Raw genomic sequence first — 26,696 nt, forward strand, 5'->3', positions numbered from 1 at the left:
TCCCTGCGAGGACGTGGGCGGTACGGCAACTGCTCTGCGATCCCGGGGCCCGTACACCTGCGGTTTTCCGCTTCGTATACAACGCTTCCGAAAGCACAAAAGGACCCGGGGGCTACGCTGCCCGAGTCCTCTGTCCAGCAGAATAGCCCACATGAGCACTGGTCGGGCAGGTCATGTGGCGCGATCCACCACTCGTCCGCATGGCGAGACGCCCAGACGGAGCCCTTTGCGGACGTTTCTGCGCACGGTCGACGGCGTATCGATCAATTCCGTATACGAGCCGGGTGAGGTCGTATACGACGCTCGGCGGACACCTTCTGTCGGCCTCGTGTTCGTGATCGCACACGGATTCACCGGCGCTGTGGACCGGCCACATGTACGACGGGTGGCGCGTGCCTTCGCCCGTCACGGAGCCGTGGTCACCTTCTCCTTCCGCGGGCACGGCGCGTCGGGCGGGCACTCCACCGTCGGCGACCGCGAGGTGTACGACCTGGCGGCCGCGGTGCGCTGGGCCCGCGAACTCGGGCACACGCGCGTGGTCACCGTCGGCTTCTCCATGGGCGGCTCGGTGGTGCTGCGGCACGCGGCGCTGAACGGCGGGGACAAGCACGACGACCCGGCCCGTACGGACGCGGTGGTCTCCGTCAGTGCGCCGGCCCGCTGGTACTACCGGGGGACCGCCCCCATGCGGCGGTTGCACTGGCTGGTGACCCGGCCCGAGGGGCGGCTCGTGGGCCGCTACGGGTTCGGTACCCGCATCCACCGCCGCGAGTGGGACCCGGTGCCCCTCTCCCCGGTGGAGGCGGTCCCACGGATCGCGCCGACCCCGCTGCTCATCGTGCACGGCGACCGGGACGGCTACTTTCCCCTCGACCACCCCCGGATGCTCGCGGCCGCAGCCGGTGACCACGGGGAACTGTGGCTGGAACCCGGCATGGGGCACGCCGAGCACGCGGCGCACGACGTGCTGCTGGCCCGCATCGCGGACTGGGCGGCAGCGCGAGCGGGCTAGCCTGACCGTGTACACCGCCGAGTCTGATCGCTGATTGAGGAAACCGATGGCAAAGGTCACGGTGCGCTACTGGGCCGCCGCCAAGGCCGCGGCCGGCGTCGCCGACGAGCCGTACGACGCGGCCACGCTCGCGGAGGCGCTGGACGCGGTGCGCGAGCGGCACGCCGGTGAGCTGAGCCGCGTGCTGCGGCGGTGCTCGTTCCTCGTCGACGGCGATCCCGTGGGGACGCGCGCGCATGAGACGGTACGGCTGGCCGAGGGCGGCACGGTTGAGGTGCTCCCGCCGTTCGCAGGAGGGTGAGCAGTGAGCAACCAGCCGTATGAGGGGTACGACCCTTATGCCCAGCAGCATCAGCAGCCGCAGCAACAGCACCAGGCGTGGCCTCAGGACGAGTACGCGCAGCAGTACCGGCAACAGCCGTACCAGCAACAGCCGTACCAGCAACAGCAGTACCAGCAGCCCCACGACGAGGCGCAGCAGTACACGCAGCAGTGGCAGGGGCAGACCTGGGACACGCAGGTGCAGGGGTACCAGCCGGTTCACGAGGAACCGGGCGCCGCGGTCCACGCCACCCCGGGCGACGGCGGGCAGCGGGGCGCCGCCGAGGATCCCCCCGTCTACGGGCCCTCGACCCTCGCCGGGAACTCCCGCGTCACCGACGCCCAGCGCGCCCGCCTCGAAGGACGCTCCCCGATCATCGAGCCCGGCATGCAGCCGGCCGCGCTCACCGCGCTGCTCGGTGTGCTGGTGTCCGGTACCGCGGCGATCGGGTCGTACGCCCTCCTCGTGCCCCTCGTCCTGCTCCAGGCCGTCACCGCCGCGGGCTGGTTCCGGCTGAACGGGATGTGGCCCGCCCGGCAGGGCATCGCGCTGGCGTTCCTGGGAGCGCTGGTGTCGGACGTGGCGCTGCTCGTGGCGGGGAGGGACAACGCGCCCGCCGCGATCCTCGGGACGCTGGGTGTGTGGGTGCTGCTCTGTCTCGTGCTCCAGCTGCGTTCGCACGCCGACCCGGACGAGCGGATGTACGGCCTGATGGCGACCGTGACGTCGTCGGCGCTGGCCATCGTGGCGACCGGGTTCCTCGCGGCGGAGCCGGACGCGGTCACGGTCGGCGCGGCCGCGGTGGCCGTCGCCGTACTGGCCCGTGCGCTGCCGCTGCCGACCCCCGCCTCCGTGGTGGTCTCGCTGCTGGCCGCGGCCGGTGCCGGGATCGCCGTGGGCGGGCTGACGGACCTGCAGTCGAAGGGCGCGCTGCTGGGCGCGGGAGCGGCGGTCTGCGCGCTGATCGGGCACCGGGTCGCGAGCTACGACTACCCGTCCCGGTTCGTGCACTTCACGGCGGGCGTGGCCCTGCCGCTGTCCGCCGCCGCGCCGGTTGTGTGGGTGTTGGGGCAGGCCCTCGGCTGACCTGTGAGCGCTTGTCACAGGTGATCGACAAAAGCGGGGTGGCCCCACGGCCCAGGGTTACCGTGGCTGTCTCTGTCACGGACAGCCAAGTGGGGGAACACGGCAAATGCGCGCGCTGCGGATACTTCTGGTCACGGTCATCGTCCTGGGCGTGCTGTTCGTGATCGTCGACCGGGTCGCGGTGCACTTCGCCGAGGGCGAGGCGGCCGACAGGCTGAAGTCGACCGAGAACCTGGCGTCCACGCCGGACGTGTCCATCGACGGCTTCCCCTTCCTGACCCAGGTCGCCGGCGGTGAGCTCGACGAGGTCGAGGTCGGCATCAAGGACTACGAGGCGCCCACCGGCAGTGGTGGCAGGACCATCCGGATCGACGACATGAAGGCCGAGATGAAGGGCGTCACCTTCTCCGGCGACTACAGCTCCGCCACCGCCGCCTCCGCGACCGGCACGGCGACCATCGCCTACGACGAGCTGCTCAAGGCGGCCAAGTCGGAGCCGACGCGGGTCGCGCCCGCGGTGACCGCGCAGGTGGTGGGCCTGTCCGACGGCGGCAACGGCAAGATCAAGGTCCAGATCGACGCGACGGTCCTCGGGGTGAAGCTGCCCAAGCCGGTCTCCGTGCTCAGCTCGGTCACGGTCGACGGGGACACCGTGCGGGTGCGCGCCGACTCGCTGCCCGACCTCGGCATCGACCTCGCCGAGACCGTGATCCGTTCGATCACCGACTTCCAGCAGACCATCGAGCAACTGCCCGGCGGTATCCGGCTGGACAAGGTGCAGGCCGCGCAGGACGGTGTGGACATCACGGTGAAGGGTTCGAACGTCAGGCTCGCCGGGTAGGACCAGGTCCGGCGTCCGGTGGACCCAGGTGTCCGATCAGCGAGACACCGATGTCCGATCCGTAGATCGAGTGGGGGCGCGGACGCCCGGGAACCGTGCGGGGCACGGCCGGACACCCTCCCGTTCTCACATCCCGGACGATCGCATCTCAAAATGCGACACACCGGTGACATGCCCGCCTCTCCCTCCCTACGATCGACAACTATGAAGCGACAGGCGGATCTCACGAAGCGGCGGGCAGTAGACCTGTGCCGCGTCGCCGCCATGCTCTGTCGCCCCTTCTGAGTGGAAGCGCCGGCTTCCGCATCCCCCACCGCCCTGCAGAGGGCATATGTGTGCTGCCCCCACTCGGGGCCGCACTCTCACTCGCACGCCCCGCCGTAACTGCCCCGGAGGAGAAACAGCATGAGCCGCAGCGACGTCCTGGTAGACGCCGACTGGGTCCAGGAGCACCTGGACGACCCGAGCATCGCCATCGTCGAGGTGGACGAGGACACCAGCGCGTACGAGAAGAACCACATCCGCAACGCGATCCGGATCGACTGGACCCAGGACCTCCAGGACCCGGTCCGCCGTGACTTCATCGACCAGGAGGGCTTCGAGAAGCTCCTGTCGGCGAAGGGCATCGCCAACGACACGCTGGTGATCCTCTACGGCGGCAACAACAACTGGTTCGCGTCCTACGCCTACTGGTACTTCAAGCTGTACGGCCACGAGAACGTCAAGCTGCTCGACGGTGGCCGCAAGAAGTGGGAGCTGGACGCCCGCGAGCTGGTCGAGGAGGTGCCCGAGCGCGCCACGACCGACTACAAGGCCAAGGCGCAGAACACCTCCATCCGCGCCTTCCGTGACGACGTGGTCGCCGCGATCGGTTCGCAGAACCTGGTCGACGTCCGCTCGCCCGACGAGTTCTCCGGCAAGCTGCTCGCCCCCGCGCACCTGCCGCAGGAGCAGTCGCAGCGTCCGGGTCACGTCCCGAGCGCCCGCAACATCCCGTGGTCGAAGAACGCCAACGACGACGGCACCTTCAAGTCGGACGACGAGCTCAAGGAGCTCTACGCCGAGGAGCAGGTGGACCTGGCCAAGGACACCATCGCCTACTGCCGCATCGGTGAGCGCTCCGCGCTGACCTGGTTCGTCCTGCACGAGCTGCTCGGTGTCGAGAACGTCAAGAACTACGACGGTTCCTGGACCGAGTACGGCTCCCTCGTCGGCGTGCCCATCGAGCTCGGCGCCAACAAGTAAGCGCCGACGCGCACCGAACAGACCAAACCACCCCGACCGGCCTTCCTTCCGGTCAGACCCCTTCTGGAGAAAGACATGTGTGGAGCGAAGGCCGGCGGCCCGGACGCCTCGACGATCAAGCCCGGTGAGACCACGATCCAGGGTCAGGTGACCCGCGACGGCGAGCCGGTGACGGGCTACGTCCGTCTGCTGGACTCGACCGGCGAGTTCACCGCGGAGGTCCCGACCTCCGCCACGGGCCAGTTCCGGTTCTACGCCGCCGAGGGCACGTGGACCGTTCGCGCCCTCGTCCCCGGCGCCACCGCCGACCGCACGGTCGTCGCCCAGAAGGGCGGCCTCGCGGAGGTCGCGATCGCGGTCTGAGCACGCTCAGTACCGGCAGGAGGGCCGCACCCCCCGGGTTGGACGCCTGGGGTGCGGCCCTCCGGCTCGTCCGGACCTACTCTGGACGTATGTACGCACGGCGACGGCACGTTTACTTCGCCATGATGGGGACCTGCGTCGGTCTCTTCGTCCTGGCCTGGGGAGTCGTACGCATCTGGTCCGTCCCGGCGGCGGTGGGGATGTGCGTGGTCGCCATGCTCATTCCGCCCGTGGCGGCGATGGTGGCCAACCGGCGGGGCCCCGAGGACCGCTGGTGGGACGACCCTTCGGGGGACCCGGAGTCCGACGAGTGGTGGGACGAGCTGGACGGCAAGAAGCGGCCCCGTCCCTAGGGACGGGCACCGCGTCCCACGTCTCAGTAGACGAGCGCCTGCGTCTCGTCGCCGAGGGCCTCCTGGACGAACACCTGCGCACCCGCGATCCGTACGCCCTCGATGACGTCCTTCTCGGTGATCTCCCGCCGGGCGGCGCACTGCGTGCACAGCGTGACCCGCCCGCCGGCCAGCAGGGAGTCGAGCAGATCGGGCAGCGGCGCGGCGTGCGGCAGCTCGAACTCCGCGGCCCGCCCCCGCAGCGCGAACCAGGCGGACTCGCCGGTCAGCCACAGAGACACCTCGACCCCACTGGCCACGGCCACCGCCGCCACGGTGAACGCCTGCGAACACCGCTCGGGCGCGTCCGCCCCCGCCGTCACCTTGATCACGAGCTTCTTCGCCATGTCCGCATCGTAAGCCCGGGCCGGGGAGGGCCCACCTCACACGGAGCGCCCGACCCCGGCCGCGTAAGCTGGGGCCCGGCTCTGTCGTATGACCACCCTCGCTCAAGGAGCACCCGTGGAGATCTTCTTCGAAACCCTGCTGGTCCTGGTCTGCGTCGGCGTGCTCGCCTTCGCAGGACTGACCGTGAAGAAGCTGTACCAGGGCCAGCGCTGAACCACGTCTAGGAACTTCGCCTCATGATCGAGATCCCGTCCGACCTGCACAAGAACCTCGTCCCGCTCGCCTTCCTGCTCGGCAACTGGGCCGGCGCGGGCGTGCATGACTTCCCCGGCGCGGAGAAGTGCAACTTCGGCCAGGAAGTCAGCTTCACGCACGACGGCCGGGACTTCCTGGAGTACCACTCCCGCACCTGGGTGCTGGACAACGACGGCAACAAGGTGCGGCCGCTGGAGACGGAGTCCGGCTTCTGGCGCATCGTCGACGCCCGCAAGGTCGAGGTCACGATGACCCGCGACGACGGCGTCATCGAGATCTGGTACGGCGAGCTGGCCGACAAGAAGCCGCAGATCGACCTGGTGACGGACGCGGTGGCGCGTACGGCGGCCGCCCAGCCCTACAGCGGCGGCAAGCGGCTGTACGGCTACGTCAAGAGCGACCTGATGTGGGTCGGCGAGAAGCAGACCCCCGAGGTCGAGCTGCGCCCCTACATGTCGGCCCAGCTGAAGAAGGTCGTCACCCCGGAGGAGGTCGAGCGCTGGGCGAAGGCCCTGCCCGACGACATGCCGGACGACGGCATCGCTTTCTTCAAGTAGTCCTAGACTCGTCGGTGTGGTGAGCACCGACTGGAAGAGCGACCTCAGGCAGCGCGGCTACCGGCTGACGCCGCAGCGTCAGCTTGTCCTCGAAGCCGTGGACACCCTTGAGCACGCGACCCCCGACGACATCCTCGTGGAAGTGAGGAAGACGGCGTCGGGGGTCAACATTTCCACCGTCTACCGGACCCTGGAGCTCCTGGAGGAGCTCGGTCTGGTCAGCCATGCCCACCTCGGGCACGGGGCGCCGACGTACCACCTCGCGGACCGGCACCACCACATCCACCTGGTCTGCCGCGACTGCGAGAACGTCATCGAGGCGGACGTGGAGGTGGCCGCCGACTTCACCGCCAAACTGCGGGACACCTTCGGCTTCGACACGGACATGAAGCACTTCGCGATCTTCGGTCGCTGCAAGGACTGCTCGCTGAAGAGTTCAACTACCGAGTCGTAGGCTTACGTATATGAAAAGCCCCCTGCTGTCCCTGCCCGGCGCCGTCCCCGCCGAGGGTGTGGACGAAGGCGTAGCCGCCCATTACGGCGACCTGTTCCGCGAGCAGCGCGCCCTCTCCGACGGCACCGGTTTCGTCGACCTCTCGCACCGCGGTGTCCTGTCCGTCTCCGGCGACGACCGGCTCAGCTGGCTGCACCTGCTGCTCACCCAGCACGTCAGCGCGCTGCCCGTCGGCGAGGCCACCGAGGCGCTGATCCTCTCCGCGCACGGTCACATCGAGCACGCGCTCTACCTCGTCGACGACGGCGAGACGGTCTGGGCCCACGTGGAGCCCGGCACCCAGGAAGCGCTGATCGCGTACCTGGAGTCGATGAAGTTCTTCTACCGCGTCGAGGTCGCCGACCGCACGGCTGAGTTCGCGGTCGTGCACCTGCCGGCCGGTTCCATCACCGAGGTGCCGGACAAAGTCGTCGTGCGGGAGACGCCGTACGGGCGTGATCTGTTCCTGCCGCGCGCCGACCTGGAGTCGTACGCCGAGAAGGCCGGTCCCGCGGCCGGGATCCTCGCCCACGAGGCGCTGCGGGTCGAGCAGCACCGTCCGCGCCTCGGCTTCGAGACCGACCACCGCACCATCCCGCACGAGCTGGGCTGGATCGGCACGGCGGTGCACCTCCAGAAGGGCTGCTACCGCGGCCAGGAGACGGTCGCCCGTGTGCAGAACCTGGGCAAGCCCCCGCGCCGGCTCGTCTTCCTGCACCTCGACGGCAGCGAGGTCCACCTGCCGGCCCGCGGCACGGAGCTCCGCCTCGCGGACGACAGCCCCGACGGCCGGAAGATCGGCTTCATCACCACGTCCGTACGCCACCACGAACTCGGCCCGGTGGCCCTCGCCCTGATCAAGCGCAACGTACCGGCGGACGCCCCCCTGATGGCCGACACCACGGCCGCCGCGCAGGAGACCGTCGTGGAGCCGTAGAGCGGGCTCCGGACAGCCCCTAGACCTCGATGAGGACCGTGAACGGGCCGTCGTTCGTCAGGGAGACGCGCATGTGGGCGCCGAAGCGGCCGGTGGCCACCGTGGCGCCCAAGGCGCGGAGCTGGGTGACGACCTCGTCGACGAGGGGCTCGGCGACCGGGCCGGGGGCGGCCGCGTTCCAGGTGGGGCGGCGGCCCTTGCGGGCGTCGCCGTAGAGGGTGAACTGGCTGATCACCAGGAGTGGGGCGTCGATGTCGCTGCACGACTTCTCCTCGTGCAGCACCCGCACCGACCAGAGCTTGCGGGCGAGTTGGGCCGCCTTCTCCTCGGTGTCCTCGTGGGTGACCCCGACCAGGACGCACAGCCCCTCGCCGATGATCTCCCCGACTGTCTCGCCGTCCACGACGACGCTCGCGCCGTCCACCCTCTGCACCACTGCACGCATACGACCATCATGCCGGGTGACGAACGGCGGTCCGCGTATGGTCCGGACCAGGCTGCTTTTTGATCCTTAAGCCCCCATCTGGGGCCGTTCGGGGGCACTCGGTCACATAGGGGCCACTTGGGGTGGCACGATGCTGCCACACGCCGGTCGAGGGGACGGTAGAGGCATATGAGCACACCGAGTACCGGGCAGCCGCCCGGGGCTGTCTCGTTGACCCACAGGGGAGACCGCGACAGCCCCCGGCCGCCCGTGCAGCGCACCGACAGCCCGCTGCTGTCCGTGGATCCGCCCGAGCACGACCTGACCGTGCTGAGCCTGCCCGAGCTGCGCACCCTGCGCCGGGACGCCCAGCGCGACGAGGCCGATCTGAGCTATGTGCGGCGGCTGCTCCAGGGACGGATCGACATCCTGCGGGCGGAGCTGGCGCGGCGCGGCCCCACGTCGGTAGTGGACGCAGATGAGTCGTCCGTCGTCGAGCGGCTCCCGGAGATCCTCACGGACGCCCCGGCCCGGCACCGTTCCTCGGCCCGCCACGTCACCCTGGGCACCCCGCACAACGAGGAGTACCGGCGGCTGGCCTCGGACATGCTCGCCGAGGTCGAACTGTCGGACCTCGGCGCGCGCACGGACGTCGAGCTCAACTCCGCGATGGGCCGGCTCGTCCGCTACGAGCGGCAGGTCTCCCTGCGCCGCCAGCGCCTCCAGCGCACCGCCGACGACTGCGGCGCCGAGATCACCCGCCGCTACCGCGACGGCGAGGCCCAGGTGGACGACCTGCTGGTGTGAGGGACGGCGTGAGGCCGACGTGAGGGACGGTGCGGCGGGGAGCCCGGCGTGCGGGCCCCGGGGAAATCCTCACGACACCCCGACCGCCACCGTCCTACCGTGGCCCCATGACCCCCCGCACCGACATCGACGTACGTCCGATCACCGAGGCGGAGCTGCCCGAGTGGCTCCGCGCCCTCAACACGGGCTTCCTGCGCTCGTCCCTGACCTCAGAGGCCGAACTGGACAGCCGCCGCACCCAGTTCGTCCCTGGCCGCTACCTCGGCGCCTTCGAGGGCGCCCGGTGTGTGGCGACCTTCAAGTCCTTCGCCCAGGAGCTGACGGCCGTGGGCGGCGCGACCGTTCCCGCGAACGCCGTCACGGGTGTCACGGTCACGCCCACGCACCGCCGTCGCGGCCTGCTCACCCGCATGATGAGCCAGGACCTGGCCGCCGCGAAGGACCGCGAGGACGTGGTCGCCACGCTCATCGCCGCCGAGTACCCGATCTACGGCCGCTACGGCTTCGGCCCGGCCACCTGGATGACCGAGTGGACCGTCGACGTGCCGCGGTCCGGCCTCGACCCGCGGTTGTCCGGTCCGCGGGACGGCAGCCGGATCGACATCGTGGAGGGCGAGGACGTCCGCAAGCTGGGCCCCGAACTGCACGAGCGGGTACGCGGGGCGCAGCCGGGCGCCGTCAGCCGTGACGAACTCTGGTGGAAGGTGAACACGGGCGTCGTCCCGTTCATCCAGAACTGGACAGAGCCGTTCTACGCGGTCCACCGCTCGCCGGGCGGCGAGGTCGACGGCCTGGTGTCGTACCGCGCCGACGAACACTGGGGCGACGCCAAGCAGCCCCTGAACACCGCCACCGTGAGCTGGCTGCTCGCGGCGAACCCGGCCGCCGAGCGGGCCCTGTGGCTGTACCTGTGCTCGATCGACTGGATCGCGAGGGTGAAGTCGGGCTGGCGGGCCCCTGACGACCTGCTTCCGTTCTTCCTGCCCGACCCCAGGGCGGCGAGCAGCACCACGCAGGCCGACTGGCTGTGGGTGCGGCTCCTGGACGTCGTACGGGCCCTGGAGGCGCGTACGTACGACGCTGAGGGCTCGCTGGTGCTGGAGGTCGCCGACGGGGCCGGGCTGGCCGGCGGCCGCTATCTGCTGGAGGCGTCGGCGGACGGGGCGTCCTGCACGCGGACCACGCGCGGCGCCGACCTCGTCCTCGATGTGCGGGAGTTGGCGACGCTGTGGCTGGGCGACGAGTCGGCGGTGCGGCTCGCGGCGCTGGGCCGGGTGCGCGAAGAACGAGCGGGCGCCGCCCGAGTGGCCGACGCCCTGCTGCGTACGTCCAGGCGGCCTTGGTGCCCGGACATGTTCTGAGCTCCTTCCGATGGACGGTGGGGACGGTGGGGAAGTACCGCATCCGTAGCTGTGCTCTGGTGAGCCGTGCTCCTTCGAGCTGCATGAAGTTGTCGGTGTGGAGTTGTCGGTGTGAAGTTGTGACTGTGCCCTGCCCTGTGGAGTTGTGACTGTGCCGACGCCGGGCTCCCGGCTCCCCTCCGGAAGGGAGCCCGATCCTCCAAGTTTGACCATGTCGTTGAAGTTGGCGACCAACTTCACTGTACTTATCTCCGCTTGGAAGCGTCCTATAACCACCTTCCCGTGAACTGCCCAAAGATGGCGGGAAGTTGTACTGTTTTGTGGTGGACCCGGAACACGCCCCCGTCAGTGGACGGAAGAGGCCACATCGGCCACAGAAGTCACACCACGACGTGGCCGACGAGCTGCGCACCCGGATCAGGTCCGGCGTGCTGCGGCCCGGCCAGCGCATGCCCACCCAGGCGAAACTGGCCGACGAGTTCGGGGTCGAGCGCGGGACCGTACGCCAGGCCCTGCGCATCCTCCAGGCGGAGCGCCTGCTCACCAACGTTTCCAAGGGCAGCCCGGCCACCGTCGCTCCGGACCTGGGGCGCGGGCATATTCCGGCCGGTCCGGCCGCGCCGCCGCTGCCCACCACCGTGGCCCTCGCCCCGCGCATAGCCGACGCGTTCGCGGCCTCCCACGTGGAGGTCGACGCTCTCTGTCTGACCTCGGTCTCCCTCACGCTCGCCATCGGCGAACCTCTGCGCCGGATCCACGCGGGGGAGCTGAAACCGGCCAAGATCGACGTCCGTGTCATGCTGCCGAGCCGGGACATCGAGCTGGCCTTCCCTACCCCGGTGGACACCGCCGAGCACAACCGGCTGCAGCACCGCTGGCTGGCCCACCGCAACGCCCAGGGTCAGGTGCTGCGGCACAACCTGCTGGCCCTGCGCGCCACGCACGGCATCGACGTGCGCGTCTCCTTCCGCGCGCTGCCCTTCACCCCGCCCGTGAAGCTGTACCTGCTCAACGGCTGCGAGGCGCTCTTCGCGTACTACACGCTGACGCGGCGCGAGCAGGAGATCGACCACGAGAACCTCGAGCTGTACGACGCCGAGGGAACCCGGTCGATGCTGTTCGCCTTCGCCCGGGACGCCGGGCCGCGTGACACGACGTTCGTGGAACAGTCCCGCCTGTGGTTCAACGCACTGTGGGGGACGATCAGTTCGGAGCTGGTGCTCACGAGCTAATCGTCCCCCACGGAGGCTGACCCGGTCGACGCGTACCGCTCACAGGGCGGGCCCCGCGACCAGGAGGGCGAGCACGACCGCCCCGACGGAGCTCACGGCCGGGCTCTTGGCCTTGATGCCGACGGTGAGCAGCAGCATGCCGATGGCGCCGGCGACGCCGTACTTGACCTGGATGACCTGTTCGGAGCCGACGATGAAGAACGCGGAGAGGAGGGCGAAGGCAGGCATGATGGTCCTCCTTGGTGCTGCCGGGCTGTGACGAGCGGAGGCAAAACTTCCGCCAACTTCCTGAAGTTGGCAGCCAACTCTGTATAGGTTGTCCCCACTTGGCAGCTACCTATAAACAACTTTCAAACAACTCCACATAGATGGATCAAAGTTGTAGCGTTTGGTCGTGACTCAGGAGAACGTGGCAGTGAACGGCAGCAGAAGGATCGCGCCCCAGGAGATCGCCGACGTGCTCCGCGAACGGATCCGCGCCGGGGAGCTCAAGGCGGGGGACCGCCTGCCCACCCAGGCCGAGCTCGCCGATGAGTTCGGCGTGGAACGCGGCACGGTGCGCCAGGCCCTGCGCGCGCTCCAGGACGACGGCCTGCTCAGCAACGTCAGCAAGGGCAGCCCACCGCGGATCGCGGAGCCGGCTCCGGCGCGTGACGAACCCCAGCCGACCATGGTGGGGCTCGCGCCACGGCTGGTGGAGGCGTTCTCCGCGCAGCGGGTGCGGGTCGACACCGTCTGTCACACCGCGGAGACCCTGATGCTGGCACTCGGTGTGCCGCTCAGGCTGATCCACGAGGGCCGTATCCGTCCCGAGGCGATCGACGTGCGCATTCTGGTGCCGTCCCGCGAGATCAACCTCGCCTTTCCCGTCTCGGTCGAGGTCGACGGAGACGAGGACCCGGTCCACAGGCGCTGGTTGTCGATGCGCAACGCCCAGGGCCAGGTCCTGCGCCACAACCTGCTCGCCCTGCGCTCCACGCACGGCATCGACGTCCATGTCACCTTCCGCGCGCTGCCCTTCACCCCGCCGGTCAAGCTGTACCTGCTCAACGAGGAGGAGGCGCTGATCGGCTACTACACGCTCACCCGGCGGGAGGAGGAGTGGGACACCGGAACCCTCGACATGTACGACGCCCTCGGATCCGAGTCGCTGCTCTTCTCCTTCGTCAAACGAACCGGTCAACGCGACGCCGCCTTCGTAAAGGAATCCCAGAAGTGGTTCGACGCCCTCTGGGAAACCATTACCTCGGACGTGACACTCTCCTAGTGGCTTCTGAGACGACGCAGACCGAACAGGCAGCTGTAGAGACCGAGAAGGAACCGGACCCGGACACGGAGACCCTCCGGGAACTGACCATCCGCGCCCGGGTCGTGCTGTGGGACTTCGACGGGCCGATCTGCCGGCTCTTCGCCGGACACGCGGCGGAAGACGTGGCCGTCGAGTTGACGGACTGGCTGGAGGGGCACGGACCGAGCGGGTTGTTGACGCGGGCCGAGCGGGAGAGCCTGGATCCACACGTCGTCCTGCGCGCCGTCGACCGCCGGCTTCCCGGCAGCGAGTTGGCGGTGGAGCTGGAAGAACGTCTCACCCGGGAAGAACTGCGGGCGGCGGAGTCGGCCATGCCCACGGGGTACGCCGACATCCTGATACAGACCTGGACCGCGGCGGGCGTCCGGTTGGCCATCGCCACGAACAACTCCGCGCGGGCGGTGCTCACGTATCTGGCGAGCCGTGAACTGGTCCAGTGCTTCGGCCGGCACGTCTACGGCCGGACGCAGGACCTGCACCTGCTCAAGCCGGACCCGGACACCCTCGAGCGGGCCCTGGAGGCGTTGCGTACGCCGGCGTCCGCCGCGCTGTTCATCGGTGACACTCCCTCGGACGTCCAGGCCGCGCGCGAGGCCGGCGTGGCCTTCGTCGGCTATGCGCGCAACGAGCGGAAGGCGAAACTGCTCAGGGAGGCAGGGGCGGAGCACGTGGTGAGCTCTCTGAGTCTGCTGCTGGAGGTGGTCCGGGGACGAGCTCTGGAGGACGCCGAACGGGTTGTTTCGTGCACGGGGCCGCGCAGACCTGAATAGGTGGGAGACGAGGGGATGCCCGGTCCGGACGTGCGCGAAGAGGATGTGCGCGGCAGGATGCGGCCCGGGCCTCTCCGGCACGGCCACGTGCCCGGTGCGAGCATTCCGGAAAAGAGGCGCTACCCTCTGCGGCCATGCCACCTCTGCCACAGGAAGCGCGTCAGGCGCTCGTGCACCGTCTTGTGGAGTCCGCGCGGCGCCGAGGCCGAGGTCGGGTACTCAAGGGTCACCACAACACGAACTACGTTCTGCGGGTGGGTGTCGGACTCGCCGTGCTGTTGGGTGCCATGCCTCTCGCGCGCCTGAAGTACCGGGTTCCGCTGGAGACGATCGAGGTGGTGCCGCGCATCTGGGCCCGCGAGGCCGACGTTCTCGACGTCGTCTGCCGGTACCTGAGCGAGGTGCCGCGGTGTCTGGCCGTACTGGGGGAACGCGGGGAGCGCTCGCTGCACGCCTATCTGGCCGGCAAGGCTCTCAGCGAGAGGAACCCGGACGGTGCCGTCGACGACCAGCTCATGCGCGCGTTCGCCGCGTTCTTCGTCAGGACCGCGCAGGTGCCGGCCCACGAGCTGCCCGAGCGTCCCGACGGCTGGCCGCAGGACGGCGACAGCGAGGGTTTCCTCGACTGGCTCATCGACTTCGCGGAACACCACGTGCACCGTCCCAACCGGCACCGGTTCGGCAGGCTCTTCGACGATGTGGGCATTCCCGAGGAGGCGATGGAGGTGTTCCGCAAGGAGCACCGCGGGCTGACTCCGCGCCCCTTCCGGCTTCTCCACACCGACGTCCACCGGGCCAACGTCATCGTCCGGGGCGAGGAACTCGCAGTGATCGACTGGGAGTTGGCCACGTTCGGTGATCCGCTGCACGACCTGGCCACGCACATGGTGCGCATGGGATACGACGCCGGGGAACGTGCTCGCATGACGGAACTGTGGGCACAAGCCATGCTGGCGGCGGGCTGCGGTGACCTGACGAAGGGCATGGAGGCCGATCTGCCCGTCTACGTCGATTTCGAGTACGCGCAGTCGGTGTTCACCGACGTGATGCGCGCGGCACTCGCTCTGCCGTCCGACCCGCAGGAGGAGCACTTCCGGTCCGCCGCCCGACGCGTCACCCGCGCCCTGGAGCTGGCGCAACGGCCCTTGGGGCTGGCGCGGGTGCGGGGGGCGGAGCGCGTGGTGACGGCCCTGCGCGACTGGCACGGCGCGTCCGTGGTGTCGCAGTGACGGCTGCGCGTCGGGAGGACACCGGGCCCGGGGACGGACGAATCCTCGACGACCCCGGCGGGATGCGGGAGCTGTCGCGGCACATCGGACGCGGGCGCTGTGTGCTGTTCGACTTCGACGGGCCGCTGTGCCGTCTCTTCCCGGACGGGGCGTCGGCTCCTCTGGCGGACGTACTGCGCAGGCACCTCGCCGCGCGCGGCGCCCTGGATCTGCTGCCGCCGGACGCCTTGGTGTCCATCGATCCGCAGGCTGTGCTGCGGGCCGTGGATCAGGCCCGTCATGGGGACGCTCTCGTGGCCGAGCTGGAGGAACTGCTGGTGGCGGGCGAACAGGCCGCCGCGGCGATCGCGCCACCCACGCCGCACGCGGACCTGTTGGTGCGGCGACTGGGGAGCGCGGGTGTGCGCATGGCGGTGACCACGAACAATTCACCCTCGGCAGTGGCCGTGTTTTTGAAGAGGGCGGGACTGTACGGGTATTTCGCGGGTCACGTCTACGGCCGCACCGACGATCCCAGGCAGCTGAAGCCGAATCCCCATTGTCTGCTGCGGGCGTTGGAGGGGCTCGAGGCGAGGGCCGACGAGGCCGTGATGATCGGCGATACGGCGACGGACCACCGAGCGGCGGACTTCGCCGGTGTGGCCTTCGCCGGGTACGCGGCGGACACGGACGAGGCGAAAGGGCTCTGGGAAGCGGGCGCGGACTTCGTCTTCTCCCGTTACGACCTCCTGTCCCTCATGATTCCGGCGTCCTCTTCCTGACAGCCGTTCCACCGGGCACCATGAACAGGCTCGGAGCAACGCACATGTCGGACGGGGGATTTGGTGGCAGGGACATCGCTGAGAAGCAGAGTCGCGTCCGGCTGGGCGCGTGCGGAGAGCACGCTCTCCCGGCTTCTGCTGCTGGCTGTCTTCGTCGTCGGTCTGATCGCACAGTTCGTGAAGCCGGTGGGTGACGCGCTGGAGGGAAAGGCATACATCGGCGGGGCGTTGCTGAGCCTGGTCGGCTATGTGCTCTACAGCGAGGTACAGCGGCTGAACACGGCCCATGAGGCCCAGCGGGAGATGACGGAAACCCTGCGGGACATGATCGAGCGGCTGAGCTCGTCCCAGCAGCCGGGGGCGGGCGCGCAGGTCACCCCGGAGGCGCTGGTGGAGAAATTCAGGGAGGCGCTCCGCGACGGGGAAGAAGTCGACTTCGCGGTGATCGGTTTCACCGGAGAGACTTTCGCTCCCCCGTTGAAACAGCTGCTGGGAAGCCTGCCCCGCAATTCGGACCGCAAGGTCAATGTCCGTGTCCTGGTCCCCGATTTCGCCCAGGAGATTCAGGTGCCCGGCCTGATACGGGCGGACGGCAAGGTCACGGACGCGGTCGGTTTCCGGCGGTACCTGGTGCAGCAGATCAGTGGGTACGAGGCAGAGCTGAAGAGAATGAAGGGCAGGATGCAGCACCACGGGCAGGGCAGGCTGTCCATCGAGTTTCGCGTCATGCATATGTCGCCCTCGCTCAAGCTCTACCTGATCAACAGCGACCAGGTGTTCGAGGGCATCTACGACAAGATCGAACTTCGCCCCGACGAATACAGCTCGGACGTCCGAGAGGGGGATCAGTTGCTGGATCTCATCGGGCACGACTCGCTGCTGACACACTGGCACAGGGACGACGGACGTCGGGCGCGCGAGATCATCGACCGTCGCCGCACATTCTTCGACACCCTCTGGAACGCGGCTCACGGATTGCCCGCGAACTCCCTGACCGGCGATCCCAACGGTTCCTCGGCAGCGTCCTGACCCAGCCCCTCGGTTTCGACCGGACGGGAAGCAAAGCAGCGACGGGCGGGCGGTGCGTAGGCTCGGCGGCACAAGCAGAGATCGGGGTGGGGGATCGCATGAGGCAGCCGATGAACCCGGTCGTGTCGGACCTCGTCGTCCGGCCCCGACTCGGTACGGGCGCTGCCCCGCGTCCTACGGGCGTCATCGGCGAGTTCGCGCAACGGGCCGTGAAACACGGCAGACGCGAAAGCGGTGGGCACCACAGCCTCGCTCACGTCATGCCGGCGACGGAGAGCGTCGCGCCGCTGCTGGGAGTGGCCCCCGGCACCCCCGTGTCCGTGCGGACCCCGCGTCCCGGAGCGTTGCCCCTCGTGATCCGCACTTGGGGCGCCGAGCCGCAGATCCTCGACGCGATCAAAACGCTGCCACAGGTGCCGCGCTGCCTCGATGAGGGTCCCGGCTTCGCCATCCACACCCATGTGGAGGGCCTGCCGCTGTCCGCCGTCCGCCCGGACGGGAAACCCGTCGACTCCGTCCACATTCAGGAGCTGGCCGAGTTCCTCGCCCGTACCACCGAGGTAGGACTCGGCGCGCTGCCGCGGTTGCCCGCCGTGTGGCCCAGCGACCACACGGACAGTCAGGGCTTCCTGAGGACGCTGGCCCGGCTCGCCGACGCGCAGATCCGCAAGCCGAACTGGGACGTCTTCGGTGGTCTGTTCAAGGCGCTCGGCATCCCGGAGGACGCCCTCGTCCGGCTGGCCGAGCGGGTGCCGTCCATGGCGCGGCGGCCGTACGGCCTGATCCACACGGACCTGCACCGGGGCAACGTCATCCTCGACGGCCGTCGCGATGGCCCCCCGCTCCACATCGTGAACTGGGAGCTGGCCAGTTACGGCGATCCCCTCCACGACCTCGCCACCCACCTCGTGCGCATGCGGTACCCGCAGGGCCAGTGGGACGAGGTCGTCGACGCCTGGGCCAGGGCCATGCAGCAGGTCCGCCCCTCCGCCGCCAACGGAATCGGCAAAGACCTCTCCCACTACGTCGACTTCGAGCGGACGCAGGCCGTCTACCCCGACGTCATGCGCGCCGCGCGGTCGCTGGAGGACTCGCCCGGGGAGGCGGGCCTCGCCGAGGCGACGGAGAAGGTGCTGCGGGCCCTGCGGCCGGCGGCGCGGCTGCTCGGGCTGCGGAGCGTGCCGGACGCACCCGAGATCCAGGGCGCCCTGTTCCGCTGGCTGGCCTCGCGCAACAGCGAGGTGCGCACCGGCCGGGGCTGGGTCGCACGCGCCTTCGTCCTGCGGCCCGACCTCCGGCTCCCTGAGCGCCCGGATTTCCCCGACTCCGCCGTGCGCGACGCGCTGCTGGCCGAGGGAGCCGCAGCGGCGGACCTGGTCTTCAAGGGCACCGCCCACCTGAACACCGTGGTCAGGGTGCCGGACGCCGACTTCCCCGTTGTCGTACGGCGCAGACTGCCGAACGTCCGCCGACGCGAGCGCGTCTTCCTCAGCGAGCACGCGGTGCTGAACGCGATCCACCGTTCGGCGGTGGAGGGGGTGACGGCGCCCAGGGTCCTCGCCCTGGGCAGCAGTTTCGGCGGTGACGCCTTCGCCATTCATACCTACGTCGGCCCGCGCGACACCGGCCGCCCCCTTGGCCACCCGGTGAACGGCCTGCGACCGCACGAGGCGGACGGGCTCGTGGACCAGCTCTGCTCCCTGCGGCACGTGAGGTACCTGGAAGTCGACCCGGCTGCTGGGCAGGCCAACTTCTGTATCTGGCTGTGCGGTCAACTCGTGGAACTGGTAGCGGAGTTGCCAAGGGAAACCCAGGGAATGGCCCGGCTTCTCGGCCTGCCCGACGCACACCGGCTGGCCCAGATCCTGAGCCGCCTCACGGTCAGCGAGCGCATGCCCGCCCTGCTGCACGGCGACCTCAACCCGTGGAACCTCGTCCGTCGGGACGACGCCCTCGCGCTGACCATCATCGACTGGGAGATGGCGTTGATCGGCGACCCCCTCTACGACCTCGTCCGGCACATGCACCTCACGCCGACCCGGCCGGAGATCCGCGATCGCATGTTCCGTCGCTGGGCCGCCCGTCTGCCCGCCGAGTACACGGTCAACTGGGCGCGGGACCGGCACGTCTACCGCTGGCTCGAGCTCGTGCGCTCCGCGTACGTCGACCTCGACCGCCTGGTGACGGGCGCGAGCCTCGACGTCCCCAACGTCCGCCGGGCCGTCGACTCGTACCCGATGACTCTGGCGGCCGCCATGGGCTTCCTCGGCCTGCCTGCCCGCAGCCCCGCCGATCTCGCCTGAGGCCGGCAGCCCGGGGCCGGGGCCGGGGGCGCCGGCCCGGGCGGTGCGTAGGCTCGGCGGCATGAGTGAGATGGGGCTGCGGGAGCGCAAGAGGCAACGGATGTACCAGGCCGTGTCGGACATCGCCGTGCGGCTCTTCATCGAGAAGGGGTTCGACGCGGTGTCCGTGGCCGAGATCGCCGCCGCGGCGGAGATCTCCAAGCCCACCCTCTTCCGGTACTTTCCGGCCAAGGAGGACCTGGTCCTGTACCGATTCGCCGACCATGAGCGGGAGGCCGCGCGGGTCGCCACGCAGGGCCCTTCCCCGCTGGGGGCGCTGCGCCGGCACTTCCTCGACGGGCTTGACCGCTTCGACCCCGTCACCGGCCTCAACGACCACCCGGAGGTACTCGCGTTCCACACCCTCCTGCACAGCACTCCCTCCCTGGTCGCCCGCCAGTACGGCTACCTGGAGCGGTCGGAGGCCGCGCTCGCCGAGGCGCTCGGCGGCGACCTGGACGCACGGCTCGCCGCCGGTCAGATCATCGCCGTACAGCGGGTGCTGGCTCTCGAGAACTGGCGGCGGATCGCGGGCGGGGAGCGGGTGGAGGACGTGAGCCAGGAAGCGGTGGCGGCTGCGGAGCGGGCGTTCGCGCGGCTGGAGAAGGCGCTGCCGTGGCTCGCACAGAAAACCGAGCCTCGGTAAAAAATGTAACCCGGTTACGTTAATCGGGTACGCTCGGTGGAATGACGTCGAGCCTTGACCGCGAACTGCACACCGAACGCGTCCACCACGACACCTGCCGTTCCGCACTCGCCGCCATGATCGAGGGCGCCGACGAACAGGTCGTCACCGGCGAGGACGTCTCCGCCTCCGGTGCCGACGCCGAGGTCCTCGGGTACGGGCTGCGCAGCCGGGCCAAGGATTTGAAGGAACTGCCCGAGGGGCCGCTGTTCTTCGGACGGCTGGACTTCTCCGGGGGCGAGCACGGCGGGCTGAACTACCACGTGGGCCGCCTGCGGATCAGCGAGCACCCCGCCGCCCCGCCCCTCGTGGTCGACTGGCGGGCCCCCGTCTCCCGTGCCTTCTACCAGGCGAGCGCCCGCGACCCGCGGGGCGTCGCCGTCCGCCGGCGCTTCGGCTGGGCGCCGGGCAGCCGGGGCGACTCCGCCGACCTCACCGGCCTGGAGGACGAGCACCTGGGCCGGGGCGAGTCCGGACCGGGCGACATCGTCGCGCGGGAGATCGAACGTCCTCGGGTCGGCCCCATGCGGGACATCGCGGCGACCATCCAGCCGGAGCAGGACGACCTCGTACGGGAGGACCTCACCGTCTCGGCGTGCGTGCAGGGCGCTCCCGGCACCGGCAAGACGGCCGTCGGCCTGCACCGCGCCGCCTACCTGCTCTACACCCACCCCCAGCGGATCCGGCGTGGCGGTCTGCTCATCCTCGGCCCCAACCGCACCTTCCTCTCCTACATCTCCGAGGTGCTGCCCGCCCTCGGCGAGACCGGCGTACGGCAGTCCACCCTCGCCGACGAGATCGCGCGCCACCCCGTCACCGGGACCGACGACGAGCGCTCGGCCCGGGTGAAGCACGACGCCCGGATGGCCGAGGTGCTGCGGCGGGCGCTGTACGCGCGCGTGGCCGACGGCGAGGCCGGTGACCTCACCGTTCCGGACGGCTCGTACCGCTGGCGGGTGAGCGCCGGGGAGCTGGCGCGGATCGTGGCGGGGGTGCGGGCGGAAGAGCCGCCGTACGGCGTCGGGCGGGAGCGCGTGCGGTCCCGGATCGTGCGGCGGATCCAGGAGCAGGCCGAGCGGCGCAGCGGACCGACTCCGAGCGCGTGGGTGCGGAAGGTCGAACGGTCACGGGCGCTGAACGCGTACGTCGACGCCGTGTGGCCGAGGCTGCGCCCCGAGGAGGTCGTCGCCCCGCTCCTGTCCGACCCCGACGAACTGGCGCGGGCGGCGGAGGGACTGCTGGACGCCGAGGAGCAGAAGGCGCTGCTGTGGACCCGGCCGCCTCGCTCGCCGAAGTCCGCGCGCTGGTCGGCCGCGGACCTCGTCCTCCTCGACGAGGTGGCCGGGCTCGTCGAACATCCCGAGGGGTACGGCCATGTGGTCGTCGACGAGGCGCAGGACCTCTCCCCGATGGAGTGCCGGGCCATCGCGCGGCGGGCCTCCTTCGGTTCGCTGACCGTGCTCGGCGACCTGGCCCAGGGCACCACCCCGTGGGCCGCCCGCTCCTGGCCGGCCCTCCTCGCCCACCTGGGGAAACCGGACACCCCGGTGATCCCCCTGACCACCGGCTTCCGCGTCCCCGAGCCGGTCGTGGCCCTCGCCAACCGCCTCCTAGACCGCCTCGACGTCGACGTCCCTCCGGCCCGCTCCCTGCGCCGCGACGGCGAGCTGCGCATCCGCGAGGCGGCCGGCGACCTGCCGGGCGCGGTCGTGGCCGCCGCACGCGACGCCCTCACCCGCGAGGGCTCGGTCGGCGTCATCACCGCGGACGCCGACACAGCCCGCATCCGCGAGGCCCTCCGCACCGCCGGCCTGCGGCCCGCGGGCCCCGACGACCCGGCCGCCCGCCTCACCGTCGTACCGGCCGGACTCGTCAAGGGCCTCGAGTACGACCACGTCGTCGCCGTGGAACCGGCGGCCATCACCGAGGCGGAGGAACGCGGAGCCCACCGCCTCTACGTGGCCCTGACCCGAGCGGTCTCCCACCTCGACGTGGTCCACGACCGCCCACTGCCGTTCTGAGGGAGCGACGGGCGGACCCCGGCCCCGACGCCGCTACGCCTTGCCGCCGAGGAGCTCGGCCACGCGGGTGTAGCCGTCGGTGCCGTGGCCGCGGGCGATGACACGGCGTACCTGGCCCTCGGCCGCGCGCATCACGCCCGCCTCGATGCCGTGGGACTCGGCGGTCTCGATGACGTGGGCCATGGTGGAGACGGTGGAGGTGATGGGATTGCCCTCGCCGGAGAAGGAGCCGCTGTCGACGTCGTCCGCCCACTCCGCGAACAGCGGCGGCAGGATGGTCGAGATGCCCTGGGCGAAGGGGGCGAGTTCGCGTGCGGTGATGCCCTCGGCCCGGGCCACGGCCAGGGCGTGCACGTAGCCGACCATCGCCGTCCAGAAGACGTCGAGCAGCGCGATGTCGTAGGCGGCGGCCCGGCCGATGTCCGTGCCGAGGTGGGTGTGGGAGCCGCCGAGGGCGTCCAGGACGGGCCGGACCTCCTGGTAGAGGTCCTCGGGGCCGCTGTGGAGGAACACCGCGTCCGGCTTCCCGATGCTCGGGGTCGCGGTCATGATCGCGCCGTCCAGGTAGCGGATGCCGTGCGCGGCCGCCCAGTCGGCCGTGGAACGGGCCCGGGTGGGGGTGTCGGCGGTGAGGTTGACGACCGTACGGCCCTTGAGCGCGGCCGTGACCGCCTCGTCGCGCAGGATGCCGTCGGCGGCGTCGTAGTTGACCACGCAGACCACGGTCACCCCGCTCGCGGCGACCGCCTGTGCGGCCGACCCGGCGCCGTGCGCCCCGCGCTCCACGAGCTCCCGGTCCCGGCCCGGGGTGCGGTTCCAGACCGTGGTCCGCACCCCCGCGTCCAGGAACGCCCCGGCCAGCGCCCGGCCCATCGGGCCCAGACCGAGCACGGTGACGGTGACGGCAGACTGGTCGGCAGGCATGGAGGACATGCTCAACTCCCTTGAAAATGAGTACGGTTACGATGACTGAGACCGACGATTGCTGACGAATGGGGCGGGGATGTCGCGCGAGCGCGCCAAGGACCTGAACGTCTGTGGAGTCACTGCCGCGATCGCCGTGATCGACGGCAAGTGGAAGACCTCGCTGCTGTGGCTGCTGGAGTCCGGCCCGCACCGGCCCGGTGAGCTGCGCCGGCGGCTGCCGGGGCTCAGCGAGAAGGTGCTGACTCAGGCACTGCGCGAGATGGAGGAGGACGGGCTGGTGCACCGCGAGGTGCACGACGTCCTGCCGCTGAAGACCGTCTACTCCCTGACCGGATTCGGCCGGGACCTGTCCGAGGCCATCGCCCCCCTTTCCGACTGGGGCCACCGGCGTCTGGACAGACTCGCCGAAAGCACCTCCGCATCCCCCGTCCCGGCGGCCGCGTCGGCCACCTGAGACCAGCCTCGCCGGGACGGCGGGCGGTGCCAAGTACCCACAAAAAAGTGGGTACCTACGATCGGCCGGTCCTGACCGACTCCAGCACGGGCAGCAGGGAGTCCACGAGGCACTGGGCCCCGGCGTCCCTCAGCGGCTTGGCCTTGCGCTCGTTGCGCGCGTAGCCCAGGAACGGCACTCCGGCCTGCGCAGCGGCCACGAAGTCGGTGGGGGCGTCCCCGATCATCAGCGCGGCCGAGGGCTCGCAGCCCATGGCGTTCAGCGCGCGGTTCAGGCAGTCCGGGTCGGGCTTGAGGAGGTGGGGGTCCTCGGTGCGCCCGTAGACGTGGGGCGCGAAGCAGGACGTGGTACCGCGGCTGTCGAGGTAGGCGACCACCGCCCGCGGATGGTTGTTCGTGGTGATCGCCAGCCGTGAGCCGACCGCCGTCCAGGTGCGGATCAGGGGGTCGGCGTACGCGGTCGGTCTGGCCGAGACCGCGGCCTTCAACTCCGCCTGGGTGAGGCGTTCCCCCGCCTCGGCGACCAGGTCGCTGTGGCGGTGCCGCCGGTGCAGCGCGCGCAGCACGGTCTGCGGGTCCAGCGCCTGCCGTTCGGCGTCGGTGAGCAGGCCGTGCAGTCCCCGGCCGCCGAGCCAGTCCACCAGGTCGTTCGCGACCTGCTCCGCCGGATGCCCGGCGAAGAGGTTGCAGATCGGCCCGTCGAAGTCCCACAGCACGACTCGCGCACGAGTGATCAGCTGTCGCAGTCGCTCGTTCTCGTTCTCGGTCTCCGCCGTCACCCGTTCAGTCTGCGTCGTCTCAGAAGTCACGAGGAGAGTGTCAGCTCCGAGGTGATGGTTTTCCCAGAGGGCGTCGAACCCGTTCTCAGACCGTGGGGGCCACCGCCAGCGCCGCGTTGGAGTATCTGCGGTCGCCGGTGACGTCGGCGCCCACCCAGGGCGGGAGGACGAGCGAAGCGTCCTGTGCGTCCTGGACGTCTTCCCATTCGATCTCCAGGACGATCAGGCCCGTATGAGCTCCGACGTACTGGTCGACGACCCATTCGCCGGCTTCGGACGTCGCGAGGTGGTGGCGCTTCTTCTCCACGAGCCCGCCGGAGCGGTGCGCCAGCAGTTCCCGTGCGTCCGGCACCGGGATCGGGTACTCGAACTCGGCGCGTTCGGGGCCGGGGCGCTTGGCCTTGACGGTGAGGAAGGCCTCCGTGTCGTCCGTGACACGGACCCGCACCTCGCGGTGCGGGTCCGTGGAGAGGTAGCCCTGGCGCAGCAGCGTGGTCCTGGTGACCAGTGCGCGCCAGCCGTCGCCCCGTACCAGGAACTTCCGCTCGATCTCCCGGCCCATGCCGTTCCTTTCAGGTGGTTCCGAGCATCAGGGCGATGCCCGCCATCATGACGCCGGCCGCGACGATCCTGGCGGCCCCGAACCGCTCCTTGAAGATGAAGACGGAGATGGCCGCGCCGGCGATCACGCTGGACTCCCGCAGCACGGCGACGGGCGCCAGCGGGGCCCGGGTCTGGGCCCACAGCACGAGCCCGTACGACACGACCGACAGCACCCCGCCGAGCAGTCCGGGCACCGCCACGGGCCGCAGTCGTTCGGCGAGGCCGCCGCGCAGCCGCACCGTGGCGTAGACGGGGATGGCCGTGCCGTCGAGCACCATCAGCCAGCCGATGTAGCCGAGGGCCGCCCCGGCCGAGCGCACGCCGACGCCGTCGACGAGGGTGTAGGCGGCGATGGTGAGCCCGGTCGTGGACGCCATGGCGATCGCCGGCCACTGCGGGGGCCGGCCCGACCGGCCGCGGACGCCCCACAGCGCGAGGCCGACGAGGCTGAGGGTCACCAGGACCATGCCCGTGGTGGCCGCGGCGCCCATCCGTTCCCCCAGGACGAAGGTCGCGAAGAGGGTCACCACGATCGGGGCCACCCCGCGCGCGATCGGATACACCTGGCCGAAGTCGCCGAGCCGGAAGGACCGGATCAGCGCCACCTGGTATCCGACGTGCAGGACGACGGAGGTGATCAGGAAGGGCCAGGCGGCCGCCGCCGGCAGCGGGGCCCAGGCCGCGAGGAGCGCGCCCGACGCGGTGCGGCCGATTCCGACCAGGGTCAGTCCGGCGAGTTCGTCCTTGATGCGGTGGGTGATCGCGTTCCAGCCGGCGTGGGTGACCGCCGCCAGCAGGACCACCAGGGCCACCAGGGGCGTCACCCGGCGGGCCCGGCGGCCAGCGCGGCGAGCACCTCGGACCTGCTGGACGGGTCGAGCATGTCGACGTTGGCCCGGAAGCAGCGGGCCCCCGCCACCAGCTCGGCCAGCCGGCTCCTCATCGTGCCCAGCGCGCCGGTGAACTTCTCGAAGTCCCCGCCGAAGTGCGCGAGGAGGTCGTCCTTGAGACCGTAGTTGGTCACCGCGGACGCGAACTGCTCCAGGAACAGGACCGTCTGGTCGGGGGAGATGCGCTCGAAGCCGCGGTGGCCGGCCGGGTCGTGGTCGGTGATCACGATGTTGCGTATCCGGCCGGTGTCCGCGGGTGTGCCGGGGAACAGCAGCTCCGGGGGCGCGAGGTGGTCGCCGCTCTCCACATGGGGAGTGAGCCGGTGCCGTTCGATGAGCTCGTCGAAGTCGGCACCGCGCCGGATCCGGACCGTGGACGGGACGGCGAAGGCGACCCCGTCCCGCACCAGGACGTGGGTGTTCGTCAGGAACCGGGCCCCGGCGCGGCACGCCTGGGTCAAGAAGACCGTCTTGCCGCCGCCGTTGGGGCCGACGAGAAGCGTGGCGCTGCCGTCGTCGAAGGCGAACCCGCCCGCCTTGAGGTGGAGGTAGCCGTGGTCGACGGCGAAGTCGGTCAGGATCCGCTTGACGAAGTAGGGCCAGACCGTGCGCTCCAGCCGGTGCCCGAAGACGTACGACCGGTGTCCCTCGGTGATCAGGTGGGCGGGGGCGCCGAAGATGTGGTTCAGGTAGTAGCCGGCCCTGAACCGCTTGGCCCGCAGGGTGCGGTCGGCGCGGGCCCGCAGTTCCTCCGGGTCGAAGGCGTCCCGGTCGAGGTCCACGCAGTGGATCTCGTAGTCGGCGGGTTCACCGGCCTCGGTGGGCGGCACTTCGCGGGAGAAGTACGCGTAGGCGTCGAACTCGGGCAGGTTGGAGGAGATCCTGATCTTCAGCAGGTTCAGGTCCACCAGCTTCGACGAACGCCTGGGCAGCTCGCGCAGGTTCAAGGTCATGAGCGCACCAGGCTGTCGACCGCCGCGACGATCCGGCCGACGGTCGAGAAGGTCTCCCGGGTGAGCAGGGCGTCGGGGAACTCGATGTCGAAGGTGTCCTCCAGACCCGCCATCAGGGACACGCTGCCCAGCGAGTCAAGGCCGGCCTGCCACAGGTCGGTGTCGGGGCCGATGGCCGCGGGGTCCGCGGACGGGCCGAGGAGGGGCAGCAGGATCTCCCGGACCGCCTGCTCCAGGGCCGTGGTCGTCTCTTCCATGACGCGTGTTCCT

General features: G+C 70.3%; 31 protein-coding genes. 22 read left to right on the forward strand and 9 right to left on the reverse strand.

Annotation, left to right across the window (positions count from 1 at the left end; translation table 11 throughout):
• Positions 1–151: 151 nt before the first annotated feature.
• The 7 genes from IG99_RS28690 (at position 152) to IG99_RS28720 (ending at position 5,222) form a co-directional block, all read left to right on the forward strand.
• Complete coding sequence (locus tag IG99_RS28690) at positions 152–1,012, forward strand: alpha/beta hydrolase (protein ID WP_078947949.1); 861 nt, start codon at positions 152–154, stop codon at positions 1,010–1,012.
• Between the two features lie 46 nt (positions 1,013–1,058).
• Entirely contained in the window at positions 1,059–1,313 is a 255-nt protein-coding gene (locus IG99_RS28695) for a MoaD/ThiS family protein (protein ID WP_037678756.1), read from the forward strand.
• A 3-nt stretch (positions 1,314–1,316) separates the two neighbouring features.
• Positions 1,317–2,420 (forward strand): hypothetical protein, encoded by a 1,104-nt coding sequence (locus tag IG99_RS28700; RefSeq protein WP_037678758.1) that lies wholly within the window; start codon positions 1,317–1,319, stop codon positions 2,418–2,420.
• Between the two features lie 106 nt (positions 2,421–2,526).
• A complete protein-coding gene (locus IG99_RS28705) occupies positions 2,527–3,261 on the forward strand; it encodes an LmeA family phospholipid-binding protein (RefSeq protein ID WP_037678759.1) in 735 nt (244 codons plus the stop codon).
• Between the two features lie 405 nt (positions 3,262–3,666).
• The gene (locus tag IG99_RS28710) at positions 3,667–4,506 is read left to right on the forward strand and encodes a sulfurtransferase (RefSeq protein WP_037678761.1); all 840 of its coding nucleotides are present in this window, start codon (positions 3,667–3,669) and stop codon (positions 4,504–4,506) included.
• 75 nt (positions 4,507–4,581) lie between these two features.
• On the forward strand, positions 4,582–4,869 hold the full coding sequence (locus IG99_RS28715) for a DUF1416 domain-containing protein (protein WP_028421436.1): 288 nt from the start codon (positions 4,582–4,584) through the stop codon (positions 4,867–4,869).
• An 89-nt stretch (positions 4,870–4,958) separates the two neighbouring features.
• Positions 4,959–5,222, forward strand: coding sequence for a DUF3099 domain-containing protein (locus tag IG99_RS28720; RefSeq protein WP_037678763.1), 264 nt, complete (start codon positions 4,959–4,961; stop codon positions 5,220–5,222).
• A 23-nt stretch (positions 5,223–5,245) separates the two neighbouring features.
• Here the strand turns inward: IG99_RS28720 and IG99_RS28725 are convergent, their stop codons facing one another.
• A complete protein-coding gene (locus tag IG99_RS28725; protein ID WP_037678764.1) occupies positions 5,246–5,608 on the reverse strand; it encodes a DsrE family protein in 363 nt (120 codons plus the stop codon).
• 237 nt (positions 5,609–5,845) lie between these two features.
• On the opposite strand from IG99_RS28725, the gene IG99_RS28735 reads away from it, so the two are divergent.
• The 3 genes from IG99_RS28735 to ygfZ are packed head-to-tail and all read left to right on the forward strand — an operon-like array spanning position 5,846 to position 7,851.
• A complete protein-coding gene (locus tag IG99_RS28735) occupies positions 5,846–6,421 on the forward strand; it encodes a heme-binding beta-barrel domain-containing protein (protein WP_037678767.1) in 576 nt (191 codons plus the stop codon).
• Positions 6,422–6,437: 16 nt separating this feature from the next.
• Entirely contained in the window at positions 6,438–6,875 is a 438-nt protein-coding gene (locus tag IG99_RS28740) for a Fur family transcriptional regulator (RefSeq protein ID WP_037678770.1), read from the forward strand.
• Between the two features lie 10 nt (positions 6,876–6,885).
• Positions 6,886–7,851 carry a CAF17-like 4Fe-4S cluster assembly/insertion protein YgfZ gene (ygfZ, locus tag IG99_RS28745; protein WP_037678773.1) on the forward strand — a complete coding sequence of 322 codons (966 nt, stop codon included), beginning with the start codon at positions 6,886–6,888 and terminating at the stop codon, positions 7,849–7,851.
• A 19-nt stretch (positions 7,852–7,870) separates the two neighbouring features.
• Here ygfZ and dtd read toward each other — a convergent pair whose 3' ends face one another.
• Positions 7,871–8,296 (reverse strand): D-aminoacyl-tRNA deacylase, encoded by a 426-nt coding sequence (gene dtd, locus IG99_RS28750; RefSeq protein ID WP_037678776.1) that lies wholly within the window; start codon positions 8,294–8,296, stop codon positions 7,871–7,873.
• 168 nt (positions 8,297–8,464) lie between these two features.
• Here dtd and IG99_RS28755 point away from each other — a divergent pair, with 168 nt between their 5' ends.
• The 3 genes from IG99_RS28755 to IG99_RS28765 all read left to right on the forward strand — a co-directional run bounded on the left by IG99_RS28755 (position 8,465) and on the right by IG99_RS28765 (position 11,675).
• Positions 8,465–9,082, forward strand: coding sequence for an RsiG family protein (locus IG99_RS28755; RefSeq protein ID WP_037678778.1), 618 nt, complete (start codon positions 8,465–8,467; stop codon positions 9,080–9,082).
• A 107-nt stretch (positions 9,083–9,189) separates the two neighbouring features.
• A complete protein-coding gene (locus IG99_RS28760; protein WP_037678780.1) occupies positions 9,190–10,443 on the forward strand; it encodes a GNAT family N-acetyltransferase in 1,254 nt (417 codons plus the stop codon).
• Positions 10,444–10,751: 308 nt separating this feature from the next.
• Positions 10,752–11,675, forward strand: coding sequence for a winged helix-turn-helix domain-containing protein (locus tag IG99_RS28765; RefSeq protein ID WP_037678783.1), 924 nt, complete (start codon positions 10,752–10,754; stop codon positions 11,673–11,675).
• Between the two features lie 39 nt (positions 11,676–11,714).
• Here IG99_RS28765 and IG99_RS28770 read toward each other — a convergent pair whose 3' ends face one another.
• Entirely contained in the window at positions 11,715–11,903 is a 189-nt protein-coding gene (locus IG99_RS28770) for a hypothetical protein (RefSeq protein ID WP_037678785.1), read from the reverse strand.
• A 160-nt stretch (positions 11,904–12,063) separates the two neighbouring features.
• Here IG99_RS28770 and IG99_RS28775 point away from each other — a divergent pair, with 160 nt between their 5' ends.
• The 8 genes from IG99_RS28775 (at position 12,064) to IG99_RS28810 (ending at position 21,821) form a co-directional block, all read left to right on the forward strand.
• A complete protein-coding gene (locus IG99_RS28775) occupies positions 12,064–12,942 on the forward strand; it encodes a GntR family transcriptional regulator (RefSeq protein ID WP_078947952.1) in 879 nt (292 codons plus the stop codon).
• The gene (locus IG99_RS28780) at positions 12,942–13,754 is read left to right on the forward strand and encodes an HAD family hydrolase (RefSeq protein ID WP_234311986.1); all 813 of its coding nucleotides are present in this window, start codon (positions 12,942–12,944) and stop codon (positions 13,752–13,754) included. Before IG99_RS28775 ends, IG99_RS28780 begins: the two co-directional genes overlap by 1 nt.
• Before the next feature lie 254 nt (positions 13,755–14,008).
• Entirely contained in the window at positions 14,009–14,983 is a 975-nt protein-coding gene (locus IG99_RS28785) for a phosphotransferase family protein (RefSeq protein WP_234311987.1), read from the forward strand.
• Positions 14,980–15,744, forward strand: a complete 765-nt coding sequence (locus IG99_RS28790; protein WP_234311988.1) for an HAD family hydrolase — start codon at positions 14,980–14,982, stop codon at positions 15,742–15,744. The genes IG99_RS28785 and IG99_RS28790 overlap by 4 nt, the downstream gene beginning before the upstream one ends.
• Positions 15,745–15,930: 186 nt before the next feature.
• Entirely contained in the window at positions 15,931–16,773 is an 843-nt protein-coding gene (locus tag IG99_RS28795) for an ATP/GTP-binding protein (RefSeq protein ID WP_234311989.1), read from the forward strand.
• Between the two features lie 98 nt (positions 16,774–16,871).
• Positions 16,872–19,076 carry an aminoglycoside phosphotransferase family protein gene (locus IG99_RS28800; protein ID WP_234311990.1) on the forward strand — a complete coding sequence of 735 codons (2,205 nt, stop codon included), beginning with the start codon at positions 16,872–16,874 and terminating at the stop codon, positions 19,074–19,076.
• Between the two features lie 61 nt (positions 19,077–19,137).
• A complete protein-coding gene (locus IG99_RS28805; protein ID WP_037678792.1) occupies positions 19,138–19,761 on the forward strand; it encodes a TetR/AcrR family transcriptional regulator in 624 nt (207 codons plus the stop codon).
• A gap of 41 nt (positions 19,762–19,802) precedes the next feature.
• Positions 19,803–21,821: a HelD family protein gene (locus tag IG99_RS28810; protein WP_037678794.1), complete on the forward strand. Its 2,019-nt coding sequence runs from the start codon at positions 19,803–19,805 to the stop codon at positions 21,819–21,821.
• Positions 21,822–21,854: 33 nt separating this feature from the next.
• On the opposite strand, the gene IG99_RS28815 is transcribed toward IG99_RS28810, so the two are convergent.
• Positions 21,855–22,754: an NAD(P)-dependent oxidoreductase gene (locus IG99_RS28815; protein ID WP_078947955.1), complete on the reverse strand. Its 900-nt coding sequence runs from the start codon at positions 22,752–22,754 to the stop codon at positions 21,855–21,857.
• Between the two features lie 70 nt (positions 22,755–22,824).
• Here IG99_RS28815 and IG99_RS28820 point away from each other — a divergent pair, with 70 nt between their 5' ends.
• Positions 22,825–23,202 (forward strand): winged helix-turn-helix transcriptional regulator, encoded by a 378-nt coding sequence (locus IG99_RS28820; RefSeq protein WP_037678797.1) that lies wholly within the window; start codon positions 22,825–22,827, stop codon positions 23,200–23,202.
• Positions 23,203–23,257: 55 nt separating this feature from the next.
• Here IG99_RS28820 and IG99_RS28825 read toward each other — a convergent pair whose 3' ends face one another.
• The 5 genes from IG99_RS28825 to IG99_RS28845 form a co-directional block, all read right to left on the reverse strand.
• A complete protein-coding gene (locus IG99_RS28825; protein ID WP_078947956.1) occupies positions 23,258–23,980 on the reverse strand; it encodes an HAD family hydrolase in 723 nt (240 codons plus the stop codon).
• An 85-nt stretch (positions 23,981–24,065) separates the two neighbouring features.
• Positions 24,066–24,542 (reverse strand): CYTH domain-containing protein, encoded by a 477-nt coding sequence (locus tag IG99_RS28830; RefSeq protein ID WP_037678799.1) that lies wholly within the window; start codon positions 24,540–24,542, stop codon positions 24,066–24,068.
• Between the two features lie 10 nt (positions 24,543–24,552).
• Positions 24,553–25,407, reverse strand: a complete 855-nt coding sequence (locus tag IG99_RS28835) for an EamA family transporter (protein ID WP_037678802.1) — start codon at positions 25,405–25,407, stop codon at positions 24,553–24,555.
• Positions 25,404–26,426 carry a FomB family phosphonate monophosphate kinase gene (locus IG99_RS28840; RefSeq protein WP_037678805.1) on the reverse strand — a complete coding sequence of 341 codons (1,023 nt, stop codon included), beginning with the start codon at positions 26,424–26,426 and terminating at the stop codon, positions 25,404–25,406. The genes IG99_RS28835 and IG99_RS28840 overlap by 4 nt, the downstream gene beginning before the upstream one ends.
• On the reverse strand, positions 26,423–26,683 hold the full coding sequence (locus tag IG99_RS28845) for a phosphopantetheine-binding protein (protein ID WP_037678808.1): 261 nt from the start codon (positions 26,681–26,683) through the stop codon (positions 26,423–26,425). Before IG99_RS28845 ends, IG99_RS28840 begins: the two co-directional genes overlap by 4 nt.
• Between the last annotated feature and the right edge of the window lie 13 nt (positions 26,684–26,696).

Origin of the sequence: Streptomyces griseus subsp. griseus (genome assembly GCF_000720255.1) — a bacterium.
Lineage (GTDB): Bacteria > Actinomycetota > Actinomycetes > Streptomycetales > Streptomycetaceae > Streptomyces > Streptomyces griseus_I.

Coding starts and splice junctions, on each gene's coding strand:
- IG99_RS28690 (WP_078947949.1), top strand. CDS start 152: ATGAGCACTGGTCGGGCAGGTCATGTGGCGCGATCCACCACTCGTCCG.
- IG99_RS28695 (WP_037678756.1), top strand. CDS start 1,059: ATGGCAAAGGTCACGGTGCGCTACTGGGCCGCCGCCAAGGCCGCGGCC.
- IG99_RS28705 (WP_037678759.1), top strand. CDS start 2,527: ATGCGCGCGCTGCGGATACTTCTGGTCACGGTCATCGTCCTGGGCGTG.
- IG99_RS28710 (WP_037678761.1), top strand. CDS start 3,667: ATGAGCCGCAGCGACGTCCTGGTAGACGCCGACTGGGTCCAGGAGCAC.
- IG99_RS28715 (WP_028421436.1), top strand. CDS start 4,582: ATGTGTGGAGCGAAGGCCGGCGGCCCGGACGCCTCGACGATCAAGCCC.
- IG99_RS28720 (WP_037678763.1), top strand. CDS start 4,959: ATGTACGCACGGCGACGGCACGTTTACTTCGCCATGATGGGGACCTGC.
- IG99_RS28725 (WP_037678764.1), bottom strand. CDS start 5,608: ATGGCGAAGAAGCTCGTGATCAAGGTGACGGCGGGGGCGGACGCGCCC.
- IG99_RS28735 (WP_037678767.1), top strand. CDS start 5,846: ATGATCGAGATCCCGTCCGACCTGCACAAGAACCTCGTCCCGCTCGCC.
- ygfZ (WP_037678773.1), top strand. CDS start 6,886: ATGAAAAGCCCCCTGCTGTCCCTGCCCGGCGCCGTCCCCGCCGAGGGT.
- dtd (WP_037678776.1), bottom strand. CDS start 8,296: ATGCGTGCAGTGGTGCAGAGGGTGGACGGCGCGAGCGTCGTCGTGGAC.
- IG99_RS28755 (WP_037678778.1), top strand. CDS start 8,465: ATGAGCACACCGAGTACCGGGCAGCCGCCCGGGGCTGTCTCGTTGACC.
- IG99_RS28760 (WP_037678780.1), top strand. CDS start 9,190: ATGACCCCCCGCACCGACATCGACGTACGTCCGATCACCGAGGCGGAG.
- IG99_RS28770 (WP_037678785.1), bottom strand. CDS start 11,903: ATGCCTGCCTTCGCCCTCCTCTCCGCGTTCTTCATCGTCGGCTCCGAA.
- IG99_RS28800 (WP_234311990.1), top strand. CDS start 16,872: ATGAGGCAGCCGATGAACCCGGTCGTGTCGGACCTCGTCGTCCGGCCC.
- IG99_RS28805 (WP_037678792.1), top strand. CDS start 19,138: ATGAGTGAGATGGGGCTGCGGGAGCGCAAGAGGCAACGGATGTACCAG.
- IG99_RS28810 (WP_037678794.1), top strand. CDS start 19,803: ATGACGTCGAGCCTTGACCGCGAACTGCACACCGAACGCGTCCACCAC.
- IG99_RS28815 (WP_078947955.1), bottom strand. CDS start 22,754: ATGTCCTCCATGCCTGCCGACCAGTCTGCCGTCACCGTCACCGTGCTC.
- IG99_RS28820 (WP_037678797.1), top strand. CDS start 22,825: ATGTCGCGCGAGCGCGCCAAGGACCTGAACGTCTGTGGAGTCACTGCC.
- IG99_RS28830 (WP_037678799.1), bottom strand. CDS start 24,542: ATGGGCCGGGAGATCGAGCGGAAGTTCCTGGTACGGGGCGACGGCTGG.
- IG99_RS28840 (WP_037678805.1), bottom strand. CDS start 26,426: ATGACCTTGAACCTGCGCGAGCTGCCCAGGCGTTCGTCGAAGCTGGTG.
- IG99_RS28845 (WP_037678808.1), bottom strand. CDS start 26,683: ATGGAAGAGACGACCACGGCCCTGGAGCAGGCGGTCCGGGAGATCCTG.